The 21593-nt window shown below is 45.4% G+C and carries 10 protein-coding genes; all 10 read right to left on the bottom strand.

The genetic code is table 11. The features are described from left to right. Positions 1-17 precede the first annotated feature (17 nt). Positions 18-734: a DUF6250 domain-containing protein gene (locus FKX85_RS07920; RefSeq protein ID WP_141614220.1), complete on the bottom strand. Its 717-nt coding sequence runs from the start codon at positions 732-734 to the stop codon at positions 18-20. Between the two features lie 68 nt (positions 735-802). After that, complete coding sequence (locus FKX85_RS07915) at positions 803-2092, bottom strand: DUF4861 domain-containing protein (protein ID WP_141614219.1); 1290 nt, start codon at positions 2090-2092, stop codon at positions 803-805. Positions 2093-2664: 572 nt separating this feature from the next. Further along, positions 2665-4548, bottom strand: a complete 1884-nt coding sequence (locus FKX85_RS07910) for a rhamnogalacturonan lyase (RefSeq protein WP_141614218.1) — start codon at positions 4546-4548, stop codon at positions 2665-2667. Between the two features lie 452 nt (positions 4549-5000). Continuing rightward, positions 5001-6779: a RagB/SusD family nutrient uptake outer membrane protein gene (locus FKX85_RS07905; protein ID WP_141614217.1), complete on the bottom strand. Its 1779-nt coding sequence runs from the start codon at positions 6777-6779 to the stop codon at positions 5001-5003. 38 nt (positions 6780-6817) lie between these two features. Beyond that, on the bottom strand, positions 6818-10006 hold the full coding sequence (locus tag FKX85_RS07900; protein ID WP_141614216.1) for a SusC/RagA family TonB-linked outer membrane protein: 3189 nt from the start codon (positions 10004-10006) through the stop codon (positions 6818-6820). A 17-nt stretch (positions 10007-10023) separates the two neighbouring features. Continuing rightward, entirely contained in the window at positions 10024-11385 is a 1362-nt protein-coding gene (locus FKX85_RS07895) for a fasciclin domain-containing protein (protein ID WP_141614215.1), read from the bottom strand. Positions 11386-11410: 25 nt separating this feature from the next. Beyond that, positions 11411-13096, bottom strand: a complete 1686-nt coding sequence (locus FKX85_RS07890; protein ID WP_141614214.1) for a fasciclin domain-containing protein — start codon at positions 13094-13096, stop codon at positions 11411-11413. 12 nt (positions 13097-13108) lie between these two features. Continuing rightward, positions 13109-14596 (bottom strand): RagB/SusD family nutrient uptake outer membrane protein, encoded by a 1488-nt coding sequence (locus FKX85_RS07885; protein WP_141614213.1) that lies wholly within the window; start codon positions 14594-14596, stop codon positions 13109-13111. Positions 14597-14620: 24 nt separating this feature from the next. After that, complete coding sequence (locus tag FKX85_RS07880; RefSeq protein WP_141614212.1) at positions 14621-17902, bottom strand: SusC/RagA family TonB-linked outer membrane protein; 3282 nt, start codon at positions 17900-17902, stop codon at positions 14621-14623. 22 nt (positions 17903-17924) lie between these two features. Continuing rightward, entirely contained in the window at positions 17925-20153 is a 2229-nt protein-coding gene (locus FKX85_RS07875) for a fasciclin domain-containing protein (protein WP_141614211.1), read from the bottom strand. Between the last annotated feature and the right edge of the window lie 1440 nt (positions 20154-21593).

Genomic DNA, 21593 nt, shown 5'->3' with positions numbered 1-21593 from the left:
ATCTAGTGTCTCACATCTCAAGACTCAATACTAATTATCTTCAAATCATCAATCTCATGTCTGGACCAAGTAGACCTGAAGCCAAAATAACCTTCCGTGAGTGGTGTCTCATCCTGGTACTCGAAGAATTTCTCTCCGTCCACCCAATAGCTCACCAGGCCATTTTCCACTCGGATCTTGATCGTATACCAATGATCCGGCTTTAGCAGGTGATCTTCATCATCGAGGTCAAAGAGCAATGTTTTTTCACCATTTCCCTGGTATTCGCGAAAACGGGTCGTTTCGTTATAATTCCCTCCAAAACCCACATAATACATGCTCAGGGAATCGTACTCTTCGAACTTGCCACTTCGCGTAAACAGGTTGCCGTTCCGTGGATCGGTAGCCATCCAAAACTGGTTTAGATCAGATAACCGGTCATTGGTGCCATCCGCCATAACCACTTGCCGTTTATAGGTGATCTCAATATTGCCCTCCAGCTTTTGATTCAGCCAAACCGTCACACCTCCCTTGGTGTCCAGGACCAGTTTTCCGTCCTTCACGGTCACTGAGGAATTGGGCTGATCATCCATTTCCACCTTCCACCTATTACTGTCCAGCGACTTGGAAAAAACTTCTTCTACCAACACCTCTTCTGTCTCGGAAACTGCTTCGCTGGTGGTTGCTTTATTACCGGAACTTCCACAGGAAGCCAATACACCTCCAGTGATGATCATCAAGCATAATCTTTTCATTTAATAACCATTTTAATGCGTTATGCAGATTTTGTTCGATTTAGTCGTCCATTGCAAACAGCCCTGTTTTACTCCTCCCAATTCACCCTAACCTCGGCACTGAGTTGTTCCACCAGATTGGTGATGTAATCGGTAAAATATTGCCTGTCGGAAAACTGCTCGTCGGACAGCTCCCATCCGGCAGCGGCGAAATATTCCACGGATTTGCCTTCTTCAATAGAAACCTTTGCCAAATACGTTTTGGAAAGCGGACCTTCTTGCGGTGCTTCTGTATAGCCCTGATAGACTGATTTTGGCAGGATCAGTGCCATGCCCAGCCACCATTCCTTTTCATAACTCTGCTGATCATGGGTAAGCAATACCACCCACTCGTCATTTACTTCTATTTCACTCAGTTCATGGTCATTATTGATATTGACCAAGCCGACCAACAGGGTCTCGTCTCCTTGAAGGCCATCTACCGAAACGGCATTTTTATAGGCATACATGCCCGGCCAAATGGTGCTTACTTCCTGTACATCATAGCTGCGGTCATGGGTTTGCCAGTTGTTATAGTTGTACTGGATTACAGAACGGACAGGGCCTTCCTTTACGATCTGGAAAATACTTTCTTCTACATTATTGATTGCATCATCTACGGTGACGCCCAATCTGGCTGGCTCATCAGCTATCATCAGGGATACACCACCCAGGCCGACCGAATTCCCAACGGCCAGGATGTCCCTGCCCCAGTCGTGCATTACGTGGTAGTTATCTTCTACCGCCCCATCCGCATTGATGCCGACATCTTCCGGGCTCATGGCTGATGTTTTCTTGCCAAAGAGGTCTTTGGCATTTCGGCCATCAAAATAGTGTCTGAAACCTACTTTATCATTTTCCCAGCTAGGACCGTCCGTTTGATAGGGCTGATAGCCTACGCTCTTTGGGAGCCCATCTGCCGGAAGGGTATCGCCCAATGCCGGATGTACCGGGATGTCGGCTCCTTCACGCTTACCAAATCGCACACTGGTACGAGGCGTAAATTCAGGTGCCTCCTCAGCCCAGCCCAGGGTAAATGTTTTGGAGTCGTTTGCTCCCAGGTCAGTGACAAAAAACAACTCGTCCCACTTTCCATCACCATCTGTATCATCCCACTGGGAAGCAATGGTATCTCCTGCTGCAATGACCAAGGGCAATTTACCCCCATGCGCTTCCAAACCAGGAATATCTCCCTTTTTGATCGCCACTGGCTTATCGGTCAATGCCAGAGACACTTGATTGTTAACGGTGAATTGCAACGGTTTTTCCTCCTTCCGTGCAGGACTACAGGCACAAGCCAATAAAACCGCCGAGCCAACGAACCAAAAAGAATGTTTCATGATGTCTGTTTTGTTTAAATTCCGGTTTAATTTGGATTATGCATTAGGAATTGTAATGAGGCCTGAAAATGCAAGAAAATCAGTTAGTTTGGAGACAGAAACATAGCACCGCTATGGTAATGTTGAAAACTAAAGCAAAGCGTCTGATTTTAAAGTAGTTTCAGGTCGTAATAAATAGGCTAATGCATATTTCAGGTTTAAAGTACGCATAATTGATGACCAAACTCTTCTGGTCTGTCATGGTCTGTTTAGAATTAGAAGATTGTAAAATTGGAAGATTGGGGGCTTTATTGAGTCAGAGACTCAATGTACGATAGTGCTGGGGCAGAGAACCGGTAACGACCAGGTCTTAGCATTGTCCCGCGTCAGAGACGGCAGGACAACGCTAAGACTGTGTCTCCCGACTCAACCTTATATTTTTGCTATCTGCATTTTTACTTTGCTCTTTTCTACGATCTACCTCTCCTGGCCTCCCCCAATGTTATTAAGCTAAGCGAATTTCGGATTTCTTCCGCCGCGGCGGGGAGGAATTTCTTAAGTCTCAAGTCTCATTTCTTGATACTTAAAACCAGCTACTTAGTACGAATCCTTGGCTTTGGCGGTTTGGCCATGCCGGCTCCCAGGTAAAATCCCGTGTGGGCCGGCTGGTTATACGCCACGTTCTGCCAGGCAATGCTCAGGCGATACACTGGATCATGCATCAACGTATAAAAGCGGTATTCCGTAGGGATAGTTGTGCTGAAAATTCTCAATTCACTTCCATCAGCTGTCCTTCCAATCAACTCTTCCCGCCAGTCTCCAAAGATATCCGCACAAAGTGCCGGATTGGATTTGGTGCCGTTGTTTTTAGCCATTTTGAAATCCTCACCGGTAAATATCCGTTCGGACTGCGCATTCTCAAAATCCCATTTGTCGATATCCACTCCATTGAGTATTTCACGCAACAGGTCGCCGTCCCACCAGATGCCCATATTGCAGGAGCGGGGTTTGTTTTCGGAAATCATTTCACCTTTTACATTCCAGAGGCCATGCAGCCCATCTCCTGAAGCCCAGCATTCGTACCCTTGGTACCGCGGATCTATATCGATGGCCAAACCACGTCCAACATCAGGGGAAGGGTAAGACCAAATGATCTCGCCGGTAGCTGCGTCTCGTAAATTCGTTCCATGCTCGTGCCTGGCATGTTCATGAATGCCAAAGACCTCCATCCCCGGACGCTCCGGATCGATATCTGATAGGTGAAGTGCATCTCCATGCCCCAAACCTGTGCTGTAAATGCCGGTACCATCATCATCAATGGCCATGGCACCAAAGACAATCTCATCTTTGCCGTCTTCATCAATATCTCCTACGGAAAGGCTGTGGTACCCCTGGCCGCTATAGGCTTTATGGTCAGGATCCCCATCTTCACTGTCAAAGGTCCACACTTCGGTCAATTCCCCATCCCGCCAGTTCCAGGCAGCAAGGACTGACCGGGTATAATATCCCCGTGTCATGATCAGGCTCGGCCGCTCCCCGTCCAGATAGGCAATCCCTGCCAGAAACCGATCCATACGATTGCCATAGCCATCACCCCAAAGGGATTTGAGTTCTTCTGTGGTGGGGTGTAATTTTCCGGGATATCTTGCAGGAATATAATCAGTGGTCGCCAATGCTTTGCCCGTTTGGCCATCAAAAATCGTCAGGAATTCCGGTCCTTCCAGTATATAGCCATCTGCATTACGCCAATCGGCTTCCGGATCTCCTATTACACTCCCTACGCCGTCAGTGGTGCCATCTGCGGTTTTACAGGCCACCTCTGCCTTGCCGTCGCCATCCAGGTCGTAGACCATAAACTGCGTGTAGTGGGCACCATCTCTGATGTTCTTGCCCAAATTGATTTCCCATAGCATTTCTCCCTCTAGCGTGTAGGCCTGCAGGATAGGCGGGTCAGTTAAGCCCTTATGGGAATTATCGTGTGTTTTGCCCGCCTGATGCAGGACGATTTCGTATTGACCGTCTCCATTCAGGTCCCCCACGGAAGCATCATTGGGCATATAGCCTTCGGGGGTTTGGAGGGAGATAGACAGGTAGTCTTCTTTCCATACAGCGGCAGGGTTTGTTCCTTGCTGCTCTTCGCCATCAATGACAGCTCTTACTTCATAGGAAACATCCTTTCCGGTAGCTGCTTTATCCAAAAAACTGCTGGACTTGGTCAATGGGATGGGATTAAGTTTTTTATGATCATCTGATGCCGTAACCCGGTAAAGGTTAAAGCTGATATCTTCCGGTTCTGTGCCAAGCACCCGCCAGCTGACAAAGTTCCCTCCCTCTTCAGTGGGTATAGCCACTAGCCCCCTGTCCAGGGCTTCCATCTGCCGTAGGTTTTGGGCAGATGTGGAAAATGAAATACAAGTGAATGAAAGTAGAACGGCAAGGTGTAGTACCTTGCCGTTTTTTAATAAGTTGGTTAACATGGTTTATTCTTCAATGGTGGAAATTTCAACATTCATATCTTGATGATTTCCTGTAAAGTGTTGTATCTCGGGACGGAAATTTGCCGCCAAGACACACAGTAATATCGTAGCCAAATAAACCAGTAACTTAACCTTCCAGCTAAGGCCGGATTTTCCTCTTAGATTAACGAACTTTTTCATCTTTTTGGGGCGATTGTTAATATTGGCTTAATATAACGCTTTCCACTTACAGTACAAACGAGCGCGCAAAATATTTATATTTATTTTGTATACATTTTTATGTTTTTCATTTTACTTAACCTTTAGTATTAAGAGGCTATCTCGTCAATCAGTATCTGTTGTATGAGAGAGATTCCTCCTTCGTCGGAATGACAGCTTATCCCAAAAGGGATTCTTGGGCGATAAAACAACCTCATCAGGCTTTCATACTCACCACTTTCTGCCTGAGCCTTCTACTCCTCCCAATGAAAAGGTAAAAACCAGTCACCGGCCATTAATTTTGCCCTTACACCTGCTGCTCTGCCTACCGTTTCCGGGTTATTGGACTTGGACATTTTATCATAGACCCTGTCGGCCAAAACCGATGGATCGTTTCTACGCATCGCAATCCGCAACAATTGTGGCCAGCGATGACCTTCAAAGGCCAGTTCTTTGGCCATTTCATCGATGATAAGGTCTTCTGTCCACTCTTTTTCTTCTTGTTCTGATGTGATTTCTTCCGGTAATTGTTTCGGAGGTAAATAAGCTCTTCCTCTTATTCCAATATGACGGTACCAAGGCCCGCGATAGTAGGGGAAATTACCCTGTCTGCCATCAAAATCGTAGGGATAAGGGTAAAACAGGGTATTCATAATTTCGGTAACATCGTCTCCTGAAAAGTCCTCAGGACGATAAGCACCAGGAATGCCTTCGTTTATTAAAGCCCTTGACAGTTTACTAATACTGTCCAAATCATCACGATTGGCTGCTTCGGCAAATTTCAAATGGACAGAAGCCGCTCTCTCCAAGAACCATTTACCTCCTTCTTTCAAAGGTTCCGTAACCGGATCATACCGTACCGTGTATTTCCCTATCTCTGGATCTGTCGTTCCCCAGTTTTCAGTGGACAACATCCCTCTGGCATCAAACTCAAAATCATTCCATTGCGTCTCGCTTTTCCACATTTCCAAAATGGATTTGGATGGCATTAATTGGTACTCTCCTCTACCGGAATTTGAAAAAAGACGGACAAAAGGATATTCAGGAGCAAAATCACTATCATAATGTATCACCCAAGTCCACACTTGTTTTTCATATCGTTCTCCTGACCCAATACCGAATATATGTTTCCAACCTGCACTGGGAGAATTTACCAATGTTCTGATATCGTTTTCTTTATCATACCGCATATCAAAATCACCTGACCCCCCCCATCCTATTCTTAGGTTATTATAATATTCTCCTCCTGCAGAAAAATCTCTTGACGCCGTTTCCATAATGTAACGGTACATTTCCGCTGCTTGCGTGTAATTACCATTCCACAAATACAGTTCTCCTAATAGTCCCCTTTTGGGTATAAAAAACCTGCTGACATCATATCCATTGGATGTGCCTACCAATCCGATATTAGATGGATATCTATCAAGATAGGGAAGACTCTCCATAAATTTGATGAGCTCATCAATCAATTCGGGCAAGGCCAGTTGCGGGAACAATGCAGGGTTATTGACATCATTAATGGATACTATGCTCTCAGTCACATAGGGTACTTCTCCGAAATGGATGCCCAACTGGAGATAAACCCAAGACCTTACCGCTCCGACATCGGAATACCGCTGGCTAAACTGCTCTTCGGTAATCCTATTTTCATCCCGCATTTTCCGCAACCCTTCCAATACCTCATTGCAGTTCAAAATCACCCTATAAAAAGGCTTGGGATCAGCATATTTATTATCATCGGATGCTACTACGCTATGGTTACTTAGATCAATCAGACTTTGATCTGCCATAAATGTAGGCTCCATCAGGTCGGCCCTTACTTCATTAAGCACGACATAGTACTCTGCCAGCTTCAGAAATTCGCCATACACACCGATCACGGCGGCATCCGCATCAAATTCATTTTGATAATAGTTGTCTTTGTTCAGCTCAGTGACAGGTTCCACTTCCAGCATTCCCGAACATGAGCAGAGCCCAAGTCCCAACAATGCCATACCCAAATATTTTTTAACAGGAATATGTTTCAATTTCATGTTTCCTCCATTTAGAATTCTTGATAAATTTCCCATGATTACAGCCCAATTTTAAGCCCCAACATTACACTTGCAAACTGTGGGGGAAGCCCCATGTCTACCCCTTGTCCAAACACGCTACTGGTATAGCTAAACTCCGGGTCATGGCCCAGATAATTGGTAATGGTCAAGAGGTTTTGGCCCGAAGCATACACATCAATCTTCTTCACGATCTTGCCATCGACGGGTATTGCATAATTCACACTGAGGGTCTTCAGTCGGAGATAAGAACCATCTTCGACCCAGCGATCGGAAAAGCGGCTGTTGCCCATGGGATCACCATAGGCCAAGCGGGGCATATTGGTTTGCTGGCCTTCAGTCCGCCACCTGTTTCTGACACTTGTCAGTTGATTTTCATAACCAGACATGCTTTCCATTTGCTGTCTTACATAGTTATAGAGATCGTTTCCAACGCTAAAGGAAAAGGCTGCATCAAAGGTAAACCGCTTATATTCTGCATGGGCCGAAAAACCACCATAAAAATCTGGATTTGGATCACCAATGATCGTCCTGTCATTTTCGTCGATGACATTATCATTGTTTTGATCCACAAACTTCACATCACCTGCGCCAAATGCTTCCAATGTACCGTCCGGCAAAGTCGTCATAAGTCCTGCTGTACTGGCTTCTTCCGAAGTGCTGTACACGCCCTCGGTCTGATAGCCGTAAAACATGGAAGCTGACTCGCCCACCTTGGTGATCACTTCACCTCCTGCCACTTGGGTGGTGCGCTGATCGTATGGCAATTCCTTTACTTCATTTTTATAGGTGCCCACTTGTGCGGCCAAGGTCAGTTTTACATCCTGGTCAAGGACTCTGGCAGAGAGCCCCAAGTCCACACCGGTATTGACCATTTCACCACCATTGGCCAAGAAATAGTCCAGCCCGATCGTGGTCTTCAATGGTTGATAGGTCAGCATATCACTGACCGTGTTTTGGTAAATATCCACACTAAATGCAAAAATGCTATTTGCCGTGGCCAGATCCACACCTGCATTCAATTTTGTGTTCGTTTCCCACTGTATGGCCGTGTTGGCAAGATTGGCCCTTACTAGTCCTTGGTTCGCAATGACATTACTTCCTTGGTAAGTCTGTAAATACCTATAGTCTCCAATACCATCATTACCAGTTTGGCTATAGCTCAACCTTAATTTCAGCAAATCCAAAGGACTGTTACGCATAAAGTCTTCGGAAGAAACCAACCAAGCTCCTTTTACGGATGGAAAAACACCAAACCGATGGCCAAACAGGCCTATTCCGCCTTCAGCATCTTTTCCAAACCGCGAAGATCCATCCACGGACATGGTCACATCCAGATAATACTTTTCGAGAAAATTGTAGGTGACATCAGCATAATAGCTCATCCAAATCCAGTCTCCGACATTGGCATAGGACTCATTCAGGGTAACCACACCAGAACCTAAGGTGATCAGGTCATCCGTGCCAGAGTTAAAAGCGTAACCACTGTCCTCTTCCAACTTATTCTTATTATACCGGAATCCAAGGCCCACGTTAAGGTTATGGGCAAACCCAAACGTATTCGTGTAATCAAAACGGGAATCACTATATGAGCTAAATACACGCGACACCTGCCCGCCTATCTGGTTTCTCACCAGGGCATTGGTTCCCTCTTCCTCAGGGGTCCCGAGATCCGGTATGAAGAAAGATTCCCGGTTCTTGTCAATGGTCAGGCCAAATAACGACTGTATGCTGAAATGATCGTTAAATTCATATCTAGCATTATAGGAGCCAAAAAACCGGTAACGTCTATTTTCACCTTGCATGTTCTCCACCACAGCACTGGGATTACTGATTCCCATGCTGTCCACATCATATAAATTGGGAGATAGCACCCCTGCTTCATCATAAATATTGGGAGCCAGAAAAGGAGCCTTTATTAGCCCCAGGTTCAATGGACTGATATTTTCTACACCATATCCATATTTATGGAGATTGTTCACTGCATAGGAAAAAGACACATTTGTACCTGCCGTCAGCTTTTCGGTAATTTGAAAATCAGCATTGAACCGCATATTGGTACGGGAAAAATCATCTCCCTTCATCACACTTTCGCTTTTCAGGTGTCCCACAGAGAGCGCATAACTGGCAATATTATCTCCCCCCGTCACTTTGACAAAGTAATTCTGATCATAAGTGGTGTTCATCACCTGATTCTGCCAGTCAGTATTATTGTGGTAATTATAGTAGCCCAAGGTATCAGGATCATCGTTCAAGTACCGATAATTGATAACTTCATTGGCGTGTAAACCGCTACTGGCTAACATCTGTGTAAAATAGGGGCGGAATTCACCCGCCTCCATTACCGGAAGGTTCTTTGGTTTTATATTCACTCCACCATAGGTATAAAAATCAATTTTGGTGGTCAGGTCTTTTGCCCTGGTTGTGGTGATCAGTATCACACCATTTGCTCCCTTGGTACCATAAATACTCCCCCCGTCCTTAATGAAAGTCACCTTATCGATGTCCTTGATGTCAATAAAGGAAAGCGGGTTTGAGGTATACCCTTCAATGATAGAGCCATCATACTCATTCATGTCATAGATCATTCCATCCACAACCACCAAAGGCTGAGTCTTGGCATTCAGGGATCCTAGCCCCCTGATGAATACATCTGCCCCCATCCCCGGAGTACCTGATCTCCGGATCATGTTGACCCCGGCAGCAGTGCCCTGAATGGAAGTTTCAGGCATATTTGCCTTGTTTTTCCACGATTCGGTCAGGTCAACAGCACTCATGGCACCAGTTACTTGAGCTGAAGGACGTTCCCCATATGCCATTTGGACAAATTGCTTTCCCGCCCCGGCGAGTTCCAGATCGCTTAATTCCACGTCAACCGTAGTCCTTCCATTTAGGGGATATTCTTTGATAAGTCTATCACCAATTCTTAAGGCTACGGTCACCGAAGAAGAAGGCACCATCAATTTGAATTCGCCTGCCGAATTGGTAAAAGTCGAAGATAGGTCTTTGTAGGATACAGCAACTCCCTCCAAGGATTCTCCTGTCCTTTTGGACACCACTTTACCCGCGACCTCTTCGATCAGGTATTCCATCTGCTGGTTGGGCTGAACCTTGACCTCTTCTACCTCCTGCGCCCATAAGCTACCGGCAAACCCCATTTGCAATGCCAGCACCGCTGTACAAAATTTCTGTATATTTTTTCGCTTCATCGTTTCTTGTTTTGGGTTTATTCAAATACCGGAACCAAACGTATATAATCCAGCACCATGCTATTCCAATCGTTACTCGTACTGGTATATGAGGTCAGCAACAGCCTGAGGTCTCCATAATTCTGCACTTCGTGCTGTCCCACAAAGACCTCCTCATAGGTATTGGGCACCACCGCATGATAACCAAATAAATCGTTCGCCACTGAGTCAATTGCGATCCGCTGTTCATTGGTTCGGGGAATGTAATCATCGTTTACCGCCCTCCAATAAATATCATATTTGGTAGAATGTGCTTGAGGAACCCGGTAGGCAACATTGTATCCAGAAATCCCACTGTTGATCACCAGTAGGTCACGTTCGTTGGAAGCCCAGGATTTCGCCCTAACATTTACCGGCCCGGAACCATCACTCAATCCATCGTAAAATTCTCCTTCGATTTTGATCTCTGGGATTTTATCAGATAGCTTATAATCATATCCTTCCAAGATATATACCACCCCATTGGAGGCATTGATCTTTTCCAGTACCTGATCAGGATGAAAGGCCACTTTGACACTGTCCACTGAAAGGATGGTATCGGGCACATCGTCATAATAGGCTGTCGTAAACACCAAGTCTTTGGAAAGCCCCAGTGACAATGGTCGTGACAGGATCTCGGTCTCAGGAAGCGTATCCTTGAAATAAGGCTCCATTTCTCCTTTAAAAGTCGCATAAGCCTCATCACTCAGCAGGAAAAATGTATAAGTACTGTCTTCGATACTCAGGTCAGCCACATCGTACTGAAAGTAATTTGTCGTCTCATTGGTCAGGGTATCGGTCACAGCCATGCCCATCACCAACTGGCTCACAGGGTTCGTGCTGTTTTCCCTAACGATTTGCCAAACATTTCTCTTAGGAGCTAGGTAAGCATCGACCTTGTTGAGCACTCCATTTTTCGCCAATTTATCAGCATATTCAAAACCCGCGCTCTGATCCACAGAAGTGATACTCGTTTGGTTCAGGACATTGACCTTCCCATTGAGCATCTTTATCCTGATGGAGGTCTCCTCAGCCTCATAGCTCATATGTTCCTGATAGCCGACATGATTTTGAACAAACAGTTTCAGGGCATCAGCATTGCCGCTAATGCTCTCCGGAAGCCCTTGAAGTGCCATATTACTGGGAGCCCAAACGGTATAGGCTCCCGAAGCAATCTGTTTGTCCAATCCGACTTTCTCGACCATTTCCACAAAGGTGCTCAGTTCGGGGTCTGTCTGCATCAGCTGGACCAGATCAAGGTTTAGTTCAGCTGGTGCTTCATTGTGTTCATCCCACTGATCTTTACAGGACAGCATCCCAAATAATAAAACCACTAGGAGATATTTATATTTTATTTTCATTTTTTTCATTTTTAATTAACACAAATCAATCCTCGGGATAGACCATCTCTCCATCAATATTAAATTTTGGCCATTGTTGCTCCATATCATCAGGAATAAAATGAAGCATATCCATCCAAAAACCATCTGTTCCACCTGCCACTCTTTCAAAAGATATGGTTTGTTCCCCCGTTGTTTGAACGTCAAGCGTTCCAATCAATCTACCTACCCAATTCCTCGAATTGGTCAAAGCAGTATATTTCTTCCAGCCCCTAGCTTCCGCTTCATCAACATCGTCAAGTCCGGCGGGAAAGTACTCTCTTGTATCCAAAAGCCTTGATCCAGGAATATCTTCATCATTCAGGGTAACTTTTGCTTGGGTTCCATAGCTCCCTCTTGCTCGATAACACACCCATAGTTTATACCTTCCTTTTACAAGAACCGGTGTTGTAATATGGAGTTTAGTAAGTCGATTGGAGGCTACTCCAAAATCAATAAAATCTCCATTTACAAAATATTGTTCATTAAGAGCAGGTGGATTATATACCACTTCGTTATCCACATAATTCCCTTCCCAAGACATTTTCGACAGTTCACCCAATTTAAATGTATATTTCGGAGCCCCTGGAACCCTGAAAACTGTGGTCATTTGTCGCAATTCAGCTTGATCTGCTACATCCCAATAAACTGGCACTGGTGCTCTAAGTTTAATACCAAAATGATCTTCTACGCTGTGCACTACCCCATTGGTCACCGAAAAATCACTGGCTTCCCGGATAATGGGAGAACCTGGCTCGTGCACGCCAAAGAACACATCATCATTGACCAGGACTTCTGTACCATTCAACTTTATGGTTACCACTTCCTGGGGAGCTTCCGTTTCATGTGCAGTCGCCGTTACGAGGTCTGCTATATATTTGATATCCGGAAGGATATGGTAGGAAACGAATAAATTCAAACTGTCCGAAGGATTGGTGGGATCCCCTGTATTGGAATAACGGTCCTCCAAGGCCTGGTAACTCTCATAACCGGCTTCAGCTAACGTTTCGTCCGATTCAGCCAAAACAGTGTACCACTGCCCTTCTTCCTCCTGGTTGAGGATATCGTACCAGCCAGTTTCTTTCAGTGCTTGTGAAAAAATGGAATATTGCTGGTTTTCCTCCAGCCACTGCGCCATGGTCTTGGTCGGAGGGGAAAGCACATTATCGATTTCATGGAGAATCCCATTTCCCAATTTCACATTGCTTTCGGTAATATTCGCCTGTCTGTTTACCCGGATAAAGGTTTCCCCATCCTCATATTCCGCACCGGTAATAAGATATTTACCATATTCGGTGGCAATGGGCAATTTCCCGTCCGTAAAACCAGCAGTAGAAATGGTATCCGTCAATAAATGGTACCGGACTATATCCTTTGCATCTTCTTCAGTAAGCCCGTCCATACTAAGTCCGTTTTCCTGTAAATACCCCTCTACGGCTTCATTGTCAGGAGCGAAAAACGTATATGTTCCATATGTCCCTAAAAAGCCCTCGGTATTGGAAATTTCCAATATGTGGGAAAGGCTGGAAAACTCATCTGGATTTTGCCTCAGGTAACCACTGATATTGGTATCATCGGTGATATTGATATTGGAAGGTGGATCAAACTCACATCCTGCCATTCCTATACAGATCACCAGCATCGCCCATAAGGCACCGCTACTCCAGTTTGCTATGATTTTGAATGTCTTCATCGTATTTTAGGTTTATTTCAGGTAATAAGGGTTTTGCTCCAAAAGTGGATTGGAACTCAATTCCAGAAAGTATATGGGCAGGTAATGGCTGCGCGTATCCCGGAGCTGGTTCAAAATAGAATTTAGATTGGTTTCAGGTGCATTATCAATCGCTGCCTGTAATAGCACATCTAAATTTTCATAGTTATTCATTTTTGATACTCGAAGTAAATCAAACCATCTCTTGCCTTCAAAAGCTAGTTCCCTGGAACGTTCTGCAATAATAAATCTGACTATACCGTTTGCATCACTTGAAACAGGAGTTTCATCCGTTCTAACAATCGCTCCTCCCCTTTCTCTTATTTCATATACTATTTCCAAAGCTTCTTCTCCTCTCCCGATCTGGGAAAGGGCTTCGGCTTTCATCAGCATCACATCGGCCAACCGGTAAACGATCCAATTGGCGTATGAATCGGTCACTTCACGCCTTTGATTTTGATTTAGACCAATATACTTCCAGATTTCACCACTTGACTTTAAAGTAGCGTCTATACTCCTTAAATCAATTTCTTCAGGAAAATCGGGATTGAAACCATAGGTTTTCTCAAGTACCGAAGGATAAGCAAGAAATCTTCTTCCCTGAGTAGTACTGAACATATTGAAAAAGGGATTGGACTGTGGGGCCTGGTACTGGATCTCGAAAATACTTTCCGTAGAATTCCCATTGACAAAAATCTCCTGAAACCAGCTATCCTGGGGAACCAAGGCATAGGGCCCTTCAAGTACCTTATCTGCAGCGGCTGCGGCTGCTTCATAATCTTCCATCCAGAGGTACACATCCGCCTGAAGGGCATTTACCGCGTAGCGGGTTATCCTTCCTTTACTGGCTGCCAAATTTTCATGTTGCTCGTAAATATTACTTTCTGCCAGCTCCAGTTCCCGGACAATAAAATCCAGTACTTCCTGCCCGGAAGATTTGGGGGCCGTCAGGGGATCAGAGTCACTGTCAATGGCCTCGGTAATCAACGGAACTTCTCCAAATGTCCTTACCAAATAGAAATACATTAATGCCCTCAATGCCCTTGCCTCAGCAACATAATTATTCAAATCGGCTTCTTGAAAAGTCTGGTCGGTCTCCAGTGCTCCGGGGCCATTATCGATCACATTACTACAAAGGTTGATGGTGCCGTAAAACGGGCTCCAGTCGGCAATGCGGTTGGTCGGCAGGATATTGCCGAAAATGATCTGGGTGTCGTTAAAGTCTGCCCCGGAGTTAAGTCCTACCATATAACCGCGAAGTTCACCCCACAAAAACATCAACTCGGTCGGATGGTCTCCCCGGTAACTCCCATTCAGGGAAGCATAGGCTCCCATCAATGCCGAGTGCACTTGTTCTTTGGTCTTCCAAAAGTCCTGCTTGACTACACCATTTTGGGGCCGTTGGTCCAGCCAGTTGTCACAGCCGGTTCCTGCCACGATCATCAGCGCAAGGAACGTATAGGATATATATTTCTTTAACATCTTTCTATCTTTTTAATGGTCAAATTAGAACCGCACGTTAATGCCCAAAGTATAGGTTTGCGTGGGTGGCGTCCGTGCATCATCATATCCGATCTGGAAAAGCCTATTGGCACTGGAACTGGTCAGGCCTACTTCCGGATCCTGTCCCGTATAGCCCGTCCAGGTAAACAGGTTTTCTGCTGTCAGGTAAAAACTGAGGTCTCCCAAATTGGTCCTGTCAAGGAAAGTCCTTGGCATAGTGTAACGCACCGTCAGTGTCCTGAACCTCAGGAATGAGCCATCCTCCACATAGCGGTCTGAGCCAAGCCAGTTATAACCTGTCCGTATCAATGCCCGCGGCATATCGGTCTGGTCTCCCGGCTTTCTCCACCTGTTGAGCACTGCGGTATTCTGGTTTTCGTAGCCATACATGTTTTCGGTGGTCATCCTGGCTCTGTTGACGATATCCACGCCGTAGCGGAAGTTAAAATATCCGGACACCTGAAGGTTCTTATAGCTGATCCTCGGACCAAAGCCACCGGTCAGTTTGGGATTGGCATCGCCCAGCCAAACGATGTCCTTGTAATCAATATTTCCGTCATTGTTGATGTCCTCGTACATGGCATCTCCCGGCTGGAATTCATATCCATTGTTGGGGTAGTTAAAGACCATTTGGACGGGATCCCCGTTAGGTCCTGTGATGACATTGCCACTGGCATCCCTGGCGATAGTGGCTTCCCCATCGGTATAGACACCTTGGTACCTAAAGCCATAAAAAGATCCCAATGGATTGCCTTCTTGAATGGTCACGAAATAGTTGCCATTGGACTCCATTGATTCCAGGTTATCAGTCTGGTACAGCTCAGATATGGACTGTACGATGTTCTTGTTACGGGCAATGTTAAAATCAAAATTTACCTGCCAATCCCCTGAACGGTAAGGCGTCGTAAAAACAGACAGCTCCCAGCCCCTGTTGTCCATCGTACCAATGTTCATATTTACGCTAGAAAAACCAGTGGTACTCGGAATGCGCAAGTTGTCTAAAAACAAGTCTGAGGTACGCTTGAGGTACCAATCAAATCCTAAAATGACACGGTTATCGATCACTTCAAGGTTAAAACCAAGATTGGTCTGTGCCACATTTTCCCATTTAAAATTGGTCAGCTCCAAGCTGTTCGGCACCACGCCTGTCTCTCCGAGATAATTCCAGTTCAGGTTAGAGAAGGTACTGAAGTGCACATAATCCTGTCTTGGTGTATTGCCACTCTCTCCGTAACTGGCCCTCAAACTGAATTCATTCAGCCAAGTAAGGTCCTGCATAAACGGCTCACCGGATACCCTCCATCTACCGGAGATACTGGGAAAGGTTCCCCATCGGTGGTTAGCTCCGAATTTGGAGCTCCCGTCTCTTCTAATGGAGGCATTGATAATGTACCTGTCCTTATATCCGTACTGGGCATTGGCCACAAGACCAAGGGAACGGGAAATACTTGTCCCGGAACCAAGTCCGATATTGTCGTCCCTATTAATAGTTGAGGGTACCTGAAGATTGGAAGATGCAGCATTGGTGGTAACGACGTTGAAGCCGTCACTCCTTCCCTCATAGGTCGTGGCCAACAGCATCGCCATCAGACTGTGGTCCTCGCCCAGTTCCGGGGTATAGTAAAGTTTGTTAAACGTCTGGGTAACCAAAAAGTCCGAATCATTGCCCTCAGCCCTGTTAACGTTTTGGTTACTTAACGGCAGCCCTGTTGCTACTTGGGGCAAAAACGACCTTCTCTGCGTATTGTTGATATCAAAGGCCACATCGGATTGGAACATGAGGTCCTCCCTGATATAATACTGAAGGGTAAACTTCGGAATGATCCGGTTACTCTCTGTCGTATTGGTAGCTTCTTCGGCCATGGCCAAGGGATTATAGGTTCCGGAAAAAGCTCCTTGGATATTGAATTCCGGTGAGAAATAGTTCGGTGTCAGGTTACCATATGCGTCATACTCAAATGGTGACATATTGGGCATTTTTTCATAAGCTATGCTCCTAATCAAATCCCTGCTACCGCTGGTACCATTTACCCAATTCCTATCAGTCTTGGAATTGGTGTAGGCCAGGTCCGTTCTTACGCGGATCTTGCTAGATACATTATAGTCCAAACTGATCCGTGTAGCAAGCCTGTCAAAGCCTGTTCCTACCGTGGTACCGACAGAATTGTTTTTATTGACCGATACCCGATATCGCGTTTTCTCACCACCACCGGATAGGGCCAGATTATGATCAAACATATAGCCCAACTGCGTGATCTCGTTGATCCAGTCGGTGTTGTTTCCGTAATTATAAAAGTAGTAGGGATCTCTAGGATCGTAGGAAAACTCCTTGTTCTGGTCAATATTCAGCGGTACACCGAAACTGTTCATATACCCCTCTGCGATCAACGTAGAGTATTGGTCCCCGCTCAGCATCGGGATCTGGTCCGGTTGCTGGGTCATGGCCCCTCGAAAAGAGTAGGTAATGGTAGGCTTTCCTTTGCTTCCTCGTTTGGTGGTGATCACCAGCACACCATTGGAACCCCTGGATCCCCACAGTGCCGTGGCTGCCGCATCCCGTAAAACCGTGATGGACTCGATATCTGCCGGTGCCACGTTCAGCAACTGCGCATATTCTTGCTCATTGGCATTGGCAAAGTCAAATGATGAGGTATTGGTTTGGAAAGGAATCCCATCCACCACGATCAGTGGTTCTGACGAGCCATTGATAGAAGTAGTACCTCGTATCCTGATGGACATCCCGGCACCCGGATCACCGGAATTGGACACAATATCCACGCCGGCCATTCTTCCTTGCAAGGCCTGGTCAATGGATAGGGCAGACATTTCCTCCAACAGTTCGGCATCCACCCTTGTCGAGGATGAGGTAAGGTCACGCTCATCGATCTGGAACATCCCCTGATCGATCATCTTCTCTGCGGTCACCTCTGCCACATCCAGGTCACTGACCGCAAACTCAAGGTTTACATTGATCTCGGATTGGCCGTTAATCGGAAGGGTAACTGTTTTATAACCAATAAAGGAAATCCGTATACGGTTTTGCTTGCTCCTGACCCTTAACGAGAAATTCCCGTTCACATCAGTGGCCACACCGGCAAGGGTCCGTTCATCACTGTCGATCTCCACTACAGTAGCCCCAATAATGGGCATCCGATCATCCTTGTCCAGCACCTGTCCTTTCACGATTTCCAGGGTTGTGGTCTGTGGCTGCTGGCCCCATGCGGTGGTACCGACCAAGAGCAGTCCCAAGACAAGGCATATAAGTCTGTTTGTAAAATTCTCCATAAGAAATGCTAGGTTAGTGGGGTTAGTTCGTCTCTAAAACTCTGTCGATCTGATGGATCACGGCATAGCTGGCCAACACATTGCTGTTGGGAATGCTCACATTGGCCACATTACCTATCTCATCGGTAACCGTCATGGTATAGGGAGGCTGAAATCCATTGGCACTATTATCGATCTGCACCTTTTTGACTTCACCTTCCACCGTTGCGTAGAGAGTATTGAAATCCTCACCATCTGGGTCGACTATCTTTTTACCGTCTGGAACGATGGTGTTCCGCGGCACCAAATGGTATTTTAAAAAGTTAGCGATGGCTTCTCTTTCGCCAGCATCTCCTGTATAAGGATCAGCAGGCAGCACCCCATTATCGATGGCTTCTTGAATAGCCTCATCAGAGGGGGCCAAAACTGTCATAAACATTCCCGGCGATACGCCCTCAATGGCCAGGGCGTTGGGATCATAGATACTTGAATTGGCGAGGTATTCTGAAAACCGCGTAAAATTCGGGTTTTCAAAAATAATTTCCGTCAAAGCCTTTTCAGTGTAGGCAAGCAATCCATCCACATAAAAATCCCTTCCATTACTTGCCTCGTAGGTCTCATCCTCCAGAACAGCGGCAGTTTCACCACTTTCCACATTACCGGAAGCAAAGAACTCACCGTTTTCATAGCGGATATACTCACCACCAATAGTCTCCAAAATCCCGGAACCAGACAAATCCTGCAGCTCATCCTGACTTCCCAATTTGATGATGCTCAATTCCAGCATCCTGTTCAATCGTTCATAGGCTTGGGCTGGTTCACCATTATAAGTCCAAGGGTCTCTAGCTCCAGGATCATATTCAAAACCAGCTTCATTAAGTTGCTCATTGGACATCAACACCATAGCAAAACTTTGCCCAGGGTCGGAAATGGTAAACCGATAGGAATCCAATAGTTGCAACATGATACTGTATGCAGGGTTCAGGTAAGGAATGCTGTATACGGTGAAGAAGAAATTCCCCTCCTGTACCTTATTGGTCCCATAAAACAATCCGTTACTCAATACCTTTCTCTCGGTCACATCGGTCTCTGGGTCGAATCTGGCAGATTCGTTTAGTAGGTTTGTGGTCAGATCAAACTGGCTTGGCCAAATGGCTGCCTGCCACATGTGCATATTAACAAAATCATAAAGGATCTGATCGGGCACATTTGCCAGTTCACCATAATGCGTCAGTAGTACTTCATCCAAAAACTGCTGTAAAGCATCATTTTCAGGCACAAAAAGTGACCAACTATCCGATTGGGCATCGTTACCTCCATTGAGAAAATTCTCATTGTTAGGGGCAAACGCATAGGTATCTGTAAATGACTTGACATAAACAGGTCCCGAGAGGTCATATACGGGAGCAAAACGCTCTGTAAGTTCAGGATAGGCCACTGCATTATAACTTACAGCAGTATTATTCTGCTCATCTCTAAATTCCATCTCTAAAATAGACTTGAACAAGCTGTATTGCGGCTTTCCTTTTAAATAGTCATTTATACTGGGCATGGGCTCTATCACCTTGTCCAACGTATGGATCATGCCATTTTCTGCAGCAATATCACTCTGCACGACATTTGCCCCAGCTACCTGCGCCCCAGTGAAAGGACGATTGTAAAAACTTTCAATATCCTCAGCAGGAATATCCCTTACATCAAGGTAATGTTGAAGAAAATAAGGTAAATATTTATTGTTGTTATTGTTGAGTTCGTATGTATCAAAACCATTTCTGTTTGCATCTACCACATCCAACTGGTCTCCGTAAATTTCATCCTTGTAAACCCCTTTGTAAAAAGCTGTTTTTCTCCGAAATGATGCAGACAAGGTGTCATTTCCAGGACCTCTCTGATAATATCCCAGTTCTCGAAGAGAATAAGCATTGTACACAAGGGAATAGGTGACGATTTCATAGGCCTTCTCGTCGGGGATATCGTCGATACCGCTGAGACCATTATCTTGAAAATATTGCTCAAAGGCTTCGTCATTGGGAGCGAACACGGTCCAATAGCCCGCTGAGCTGAGGGTCTGCTTGTAACCTGCCCTGTCCACCAGTGCCAGGTAATGGTCAAAGTCTCCCCGGAAACGGACGGAATCGGAAAGCATCTGGTAGACCGGCCCCTCCAGTCCTTCCGGACGGGCGTAGTAGTCATCGAATTCTTCCTTACATCCAAATAGGAAAACCCCTGACAAGCAAAAACACGCAAAAAGCAGTTTTGTAAAATTGTTCATAGATTATTTGAGGTTTTATGGTTAATCAACTCCTTTCAGCAAAGCTTCATTTGTCTTATTTATTTTCTTTCGCAAAAAAGAAAAAAGACTTTTATAAACTTTTACCCATAAAGGTTTAATCGAAATTTATAAAACTAAAACCCGTAAAGTGTTATGATCCGTACTGGTACAAAAATTAAGATATGACCATCGACATGCAAAGAAATCATTAGATTACACAATAATATAGTATTGTTTACGTCAAAGCGGAATCGATTCCGTAAACACAAAAAATCGCATCTTACTGGCTTCTAAAACGGTTTTATGGAGCTATTTCTCCTCTTCCAGGCAAAACATATATTTTTGCTTAAAACAATACTTTTTTTGCATAATGCCTGTAAGAAAATTAATTTGGCATCTCAGGCGTTTGAAAAAAATTTGCCAAGGGCTTTCTGTTAATTCTTTACCTTCTTTATTGCAGCCTAATTCGGATCAAGCAATATTTCCAGGGGCAAGGTAAGGGTTCCATTCATTTTGGTATACCGCCACAAAAACACCAAAACACTACGTTTTTTGGGGAAACAAAGGTGCTGACTGCACGACACCTCCTGACCAATTCACTTTGTGACTTCGGGCCTTCGTGGCGAAAAAGCAGGCCACATGTTGTTCCGACGGTTGTGCTGCGGAACCGAGAGCAGTGAGTTTTTAGCTCAACACCACCTACTGGAGCGATGCCTTGGGAAATGATTTGACGTTAACCACATAGCCCGCAATAGAGGGAATTTCAGCTAGTCGGCTTTCCGGTTCCTCCACTATTTTAATGGCGGATTAATAGTAAGCCACAAAGGCACCAAGGCACTACTTTTTTTGGGGAAACGAAGATGCTGACTGCACGACACCTCCCGACAAATCTACTTTGTGACTTCGAGCCTTCGTGGCAAAAAAGCAGGCCACATGTTGTTCCGACAGCGGTACTGCGGAACCGCGAGCAGTGAGTTTTTAGCTCAACACTTGTTAAAGTACGGGTGGCATAAAGGGTTAGTTCTTTTCTATTAAACGGCATATCAACGCCAATTGGTCTGACCCGCCGTCAGGTGGGCTAGCTTGGTAACGAATAAGATTACAGTAAACCTAATATGTGCCGTAGGTACATCAGCTGTGCACCCACCTTTTGATAATCAAGCCACTAAGTTTTTTTTGTGGAAACAAAGGTGCTGACTGCACGACACCTCCCGACCAATTCACTTTGTGACTTCGGGCCTTCGTGGCGAAAAAAGAAATAACATTAAAATAAAGGGATTCATACCCCACACTTGTCCCTCTACTTGCCCTCTTACGGACATAGCTATGGATACTGAAAATAAAAAAACCAGCTGCAAAAAATAATTGCGCAGCTGGTTTTTTATTTAAACATTGGTTGCCATCAGGTAAATCTGGCAAGTCTTTCGGCTGATATCAGCA

Origin of the sequence: Echinicola soli (genome assembly GCF_006575665.1) — a bacterium.
Lineage (GTDB): Bacteria > Bacteroidota > Bacteroidia > Cytophagales > Cyclobacteriaceae > Echinicola > Echinicola soli.
The sequence above is the reverse complement of the archived record's forward strand: the minus strand, read 5'-3'. Positions and strand labels throughout refer to the sequence as shown.

Coding starts and splice junctions, on each gene's coding strand:
- FKX85_RS07920 (WP_141614220.1), bottom strand. CDS start 734: ATGAAAAGATTATGCTTGATGATCATCACTGGAGGTGTATTGGCTTCC.
- FKX85_RS07915 (WP_141614219.1), bottom strand. CDS start 2,092: ATGAAACATTCTTTTTGGTTCGTTGGCTCGGCGGTTTTATTGGCTTGT.
- FKX85_RS07910 (WP_141614218.1), bottom strand. CDS start 4,548: ATGTTAACCAACTTATTAAAAAACGGCAAGGTACTACACCTTGCCGTT.
- FKX85_RS07905 (WP_141614217.1), bottom strand. CDS start 6,779: ATGAAATTGAAACATATTCCTGTTAAAAAATATTTGGGTATGGCATTG.
- FKX85_RS07900 (WP_141614216.1), bottom strand. CDS start 10,006: ATGAAGCGAAAAAATATACAGAAATTTTGTACAGCGGTGCTGGCATTG.
- FKX85_RS07895 (WP_141614215.1), bottom strand. CDS start 11,385: ATGAAAATAAAATATAAATATCTCCTAGTGGTTTTATTATTTGGGATG.
- FKX85_RS07890 (WP_141614214.1), bottom strand. CDS start 13,096: ATGAAGACATTCAAAATCATAGCAAACTGGAGTAGCGGTGCCTTATGG.
- FKX85_RS07885 (WP_141614213.1), bottom strand. CDS start 14,596: ATGTTAAAGAAATATATATCCTATACGTTCCTTGCGCTGATGATCGTG.
- FKX85_RS07880 (WP_141614212.1), bottom strand. CDS start 17,902: ATGGAGAATTTTACAAACAGACTTATATGCCTTGTCTTGGGACTGCTC.
- FKX85_RS07875 (WP_141614211.1), bottom strand. CDS start 20,153: ATGAACAATTTTACAAAACTGCTTTTTGCGTGTTTTTGCTTGTCAGGG.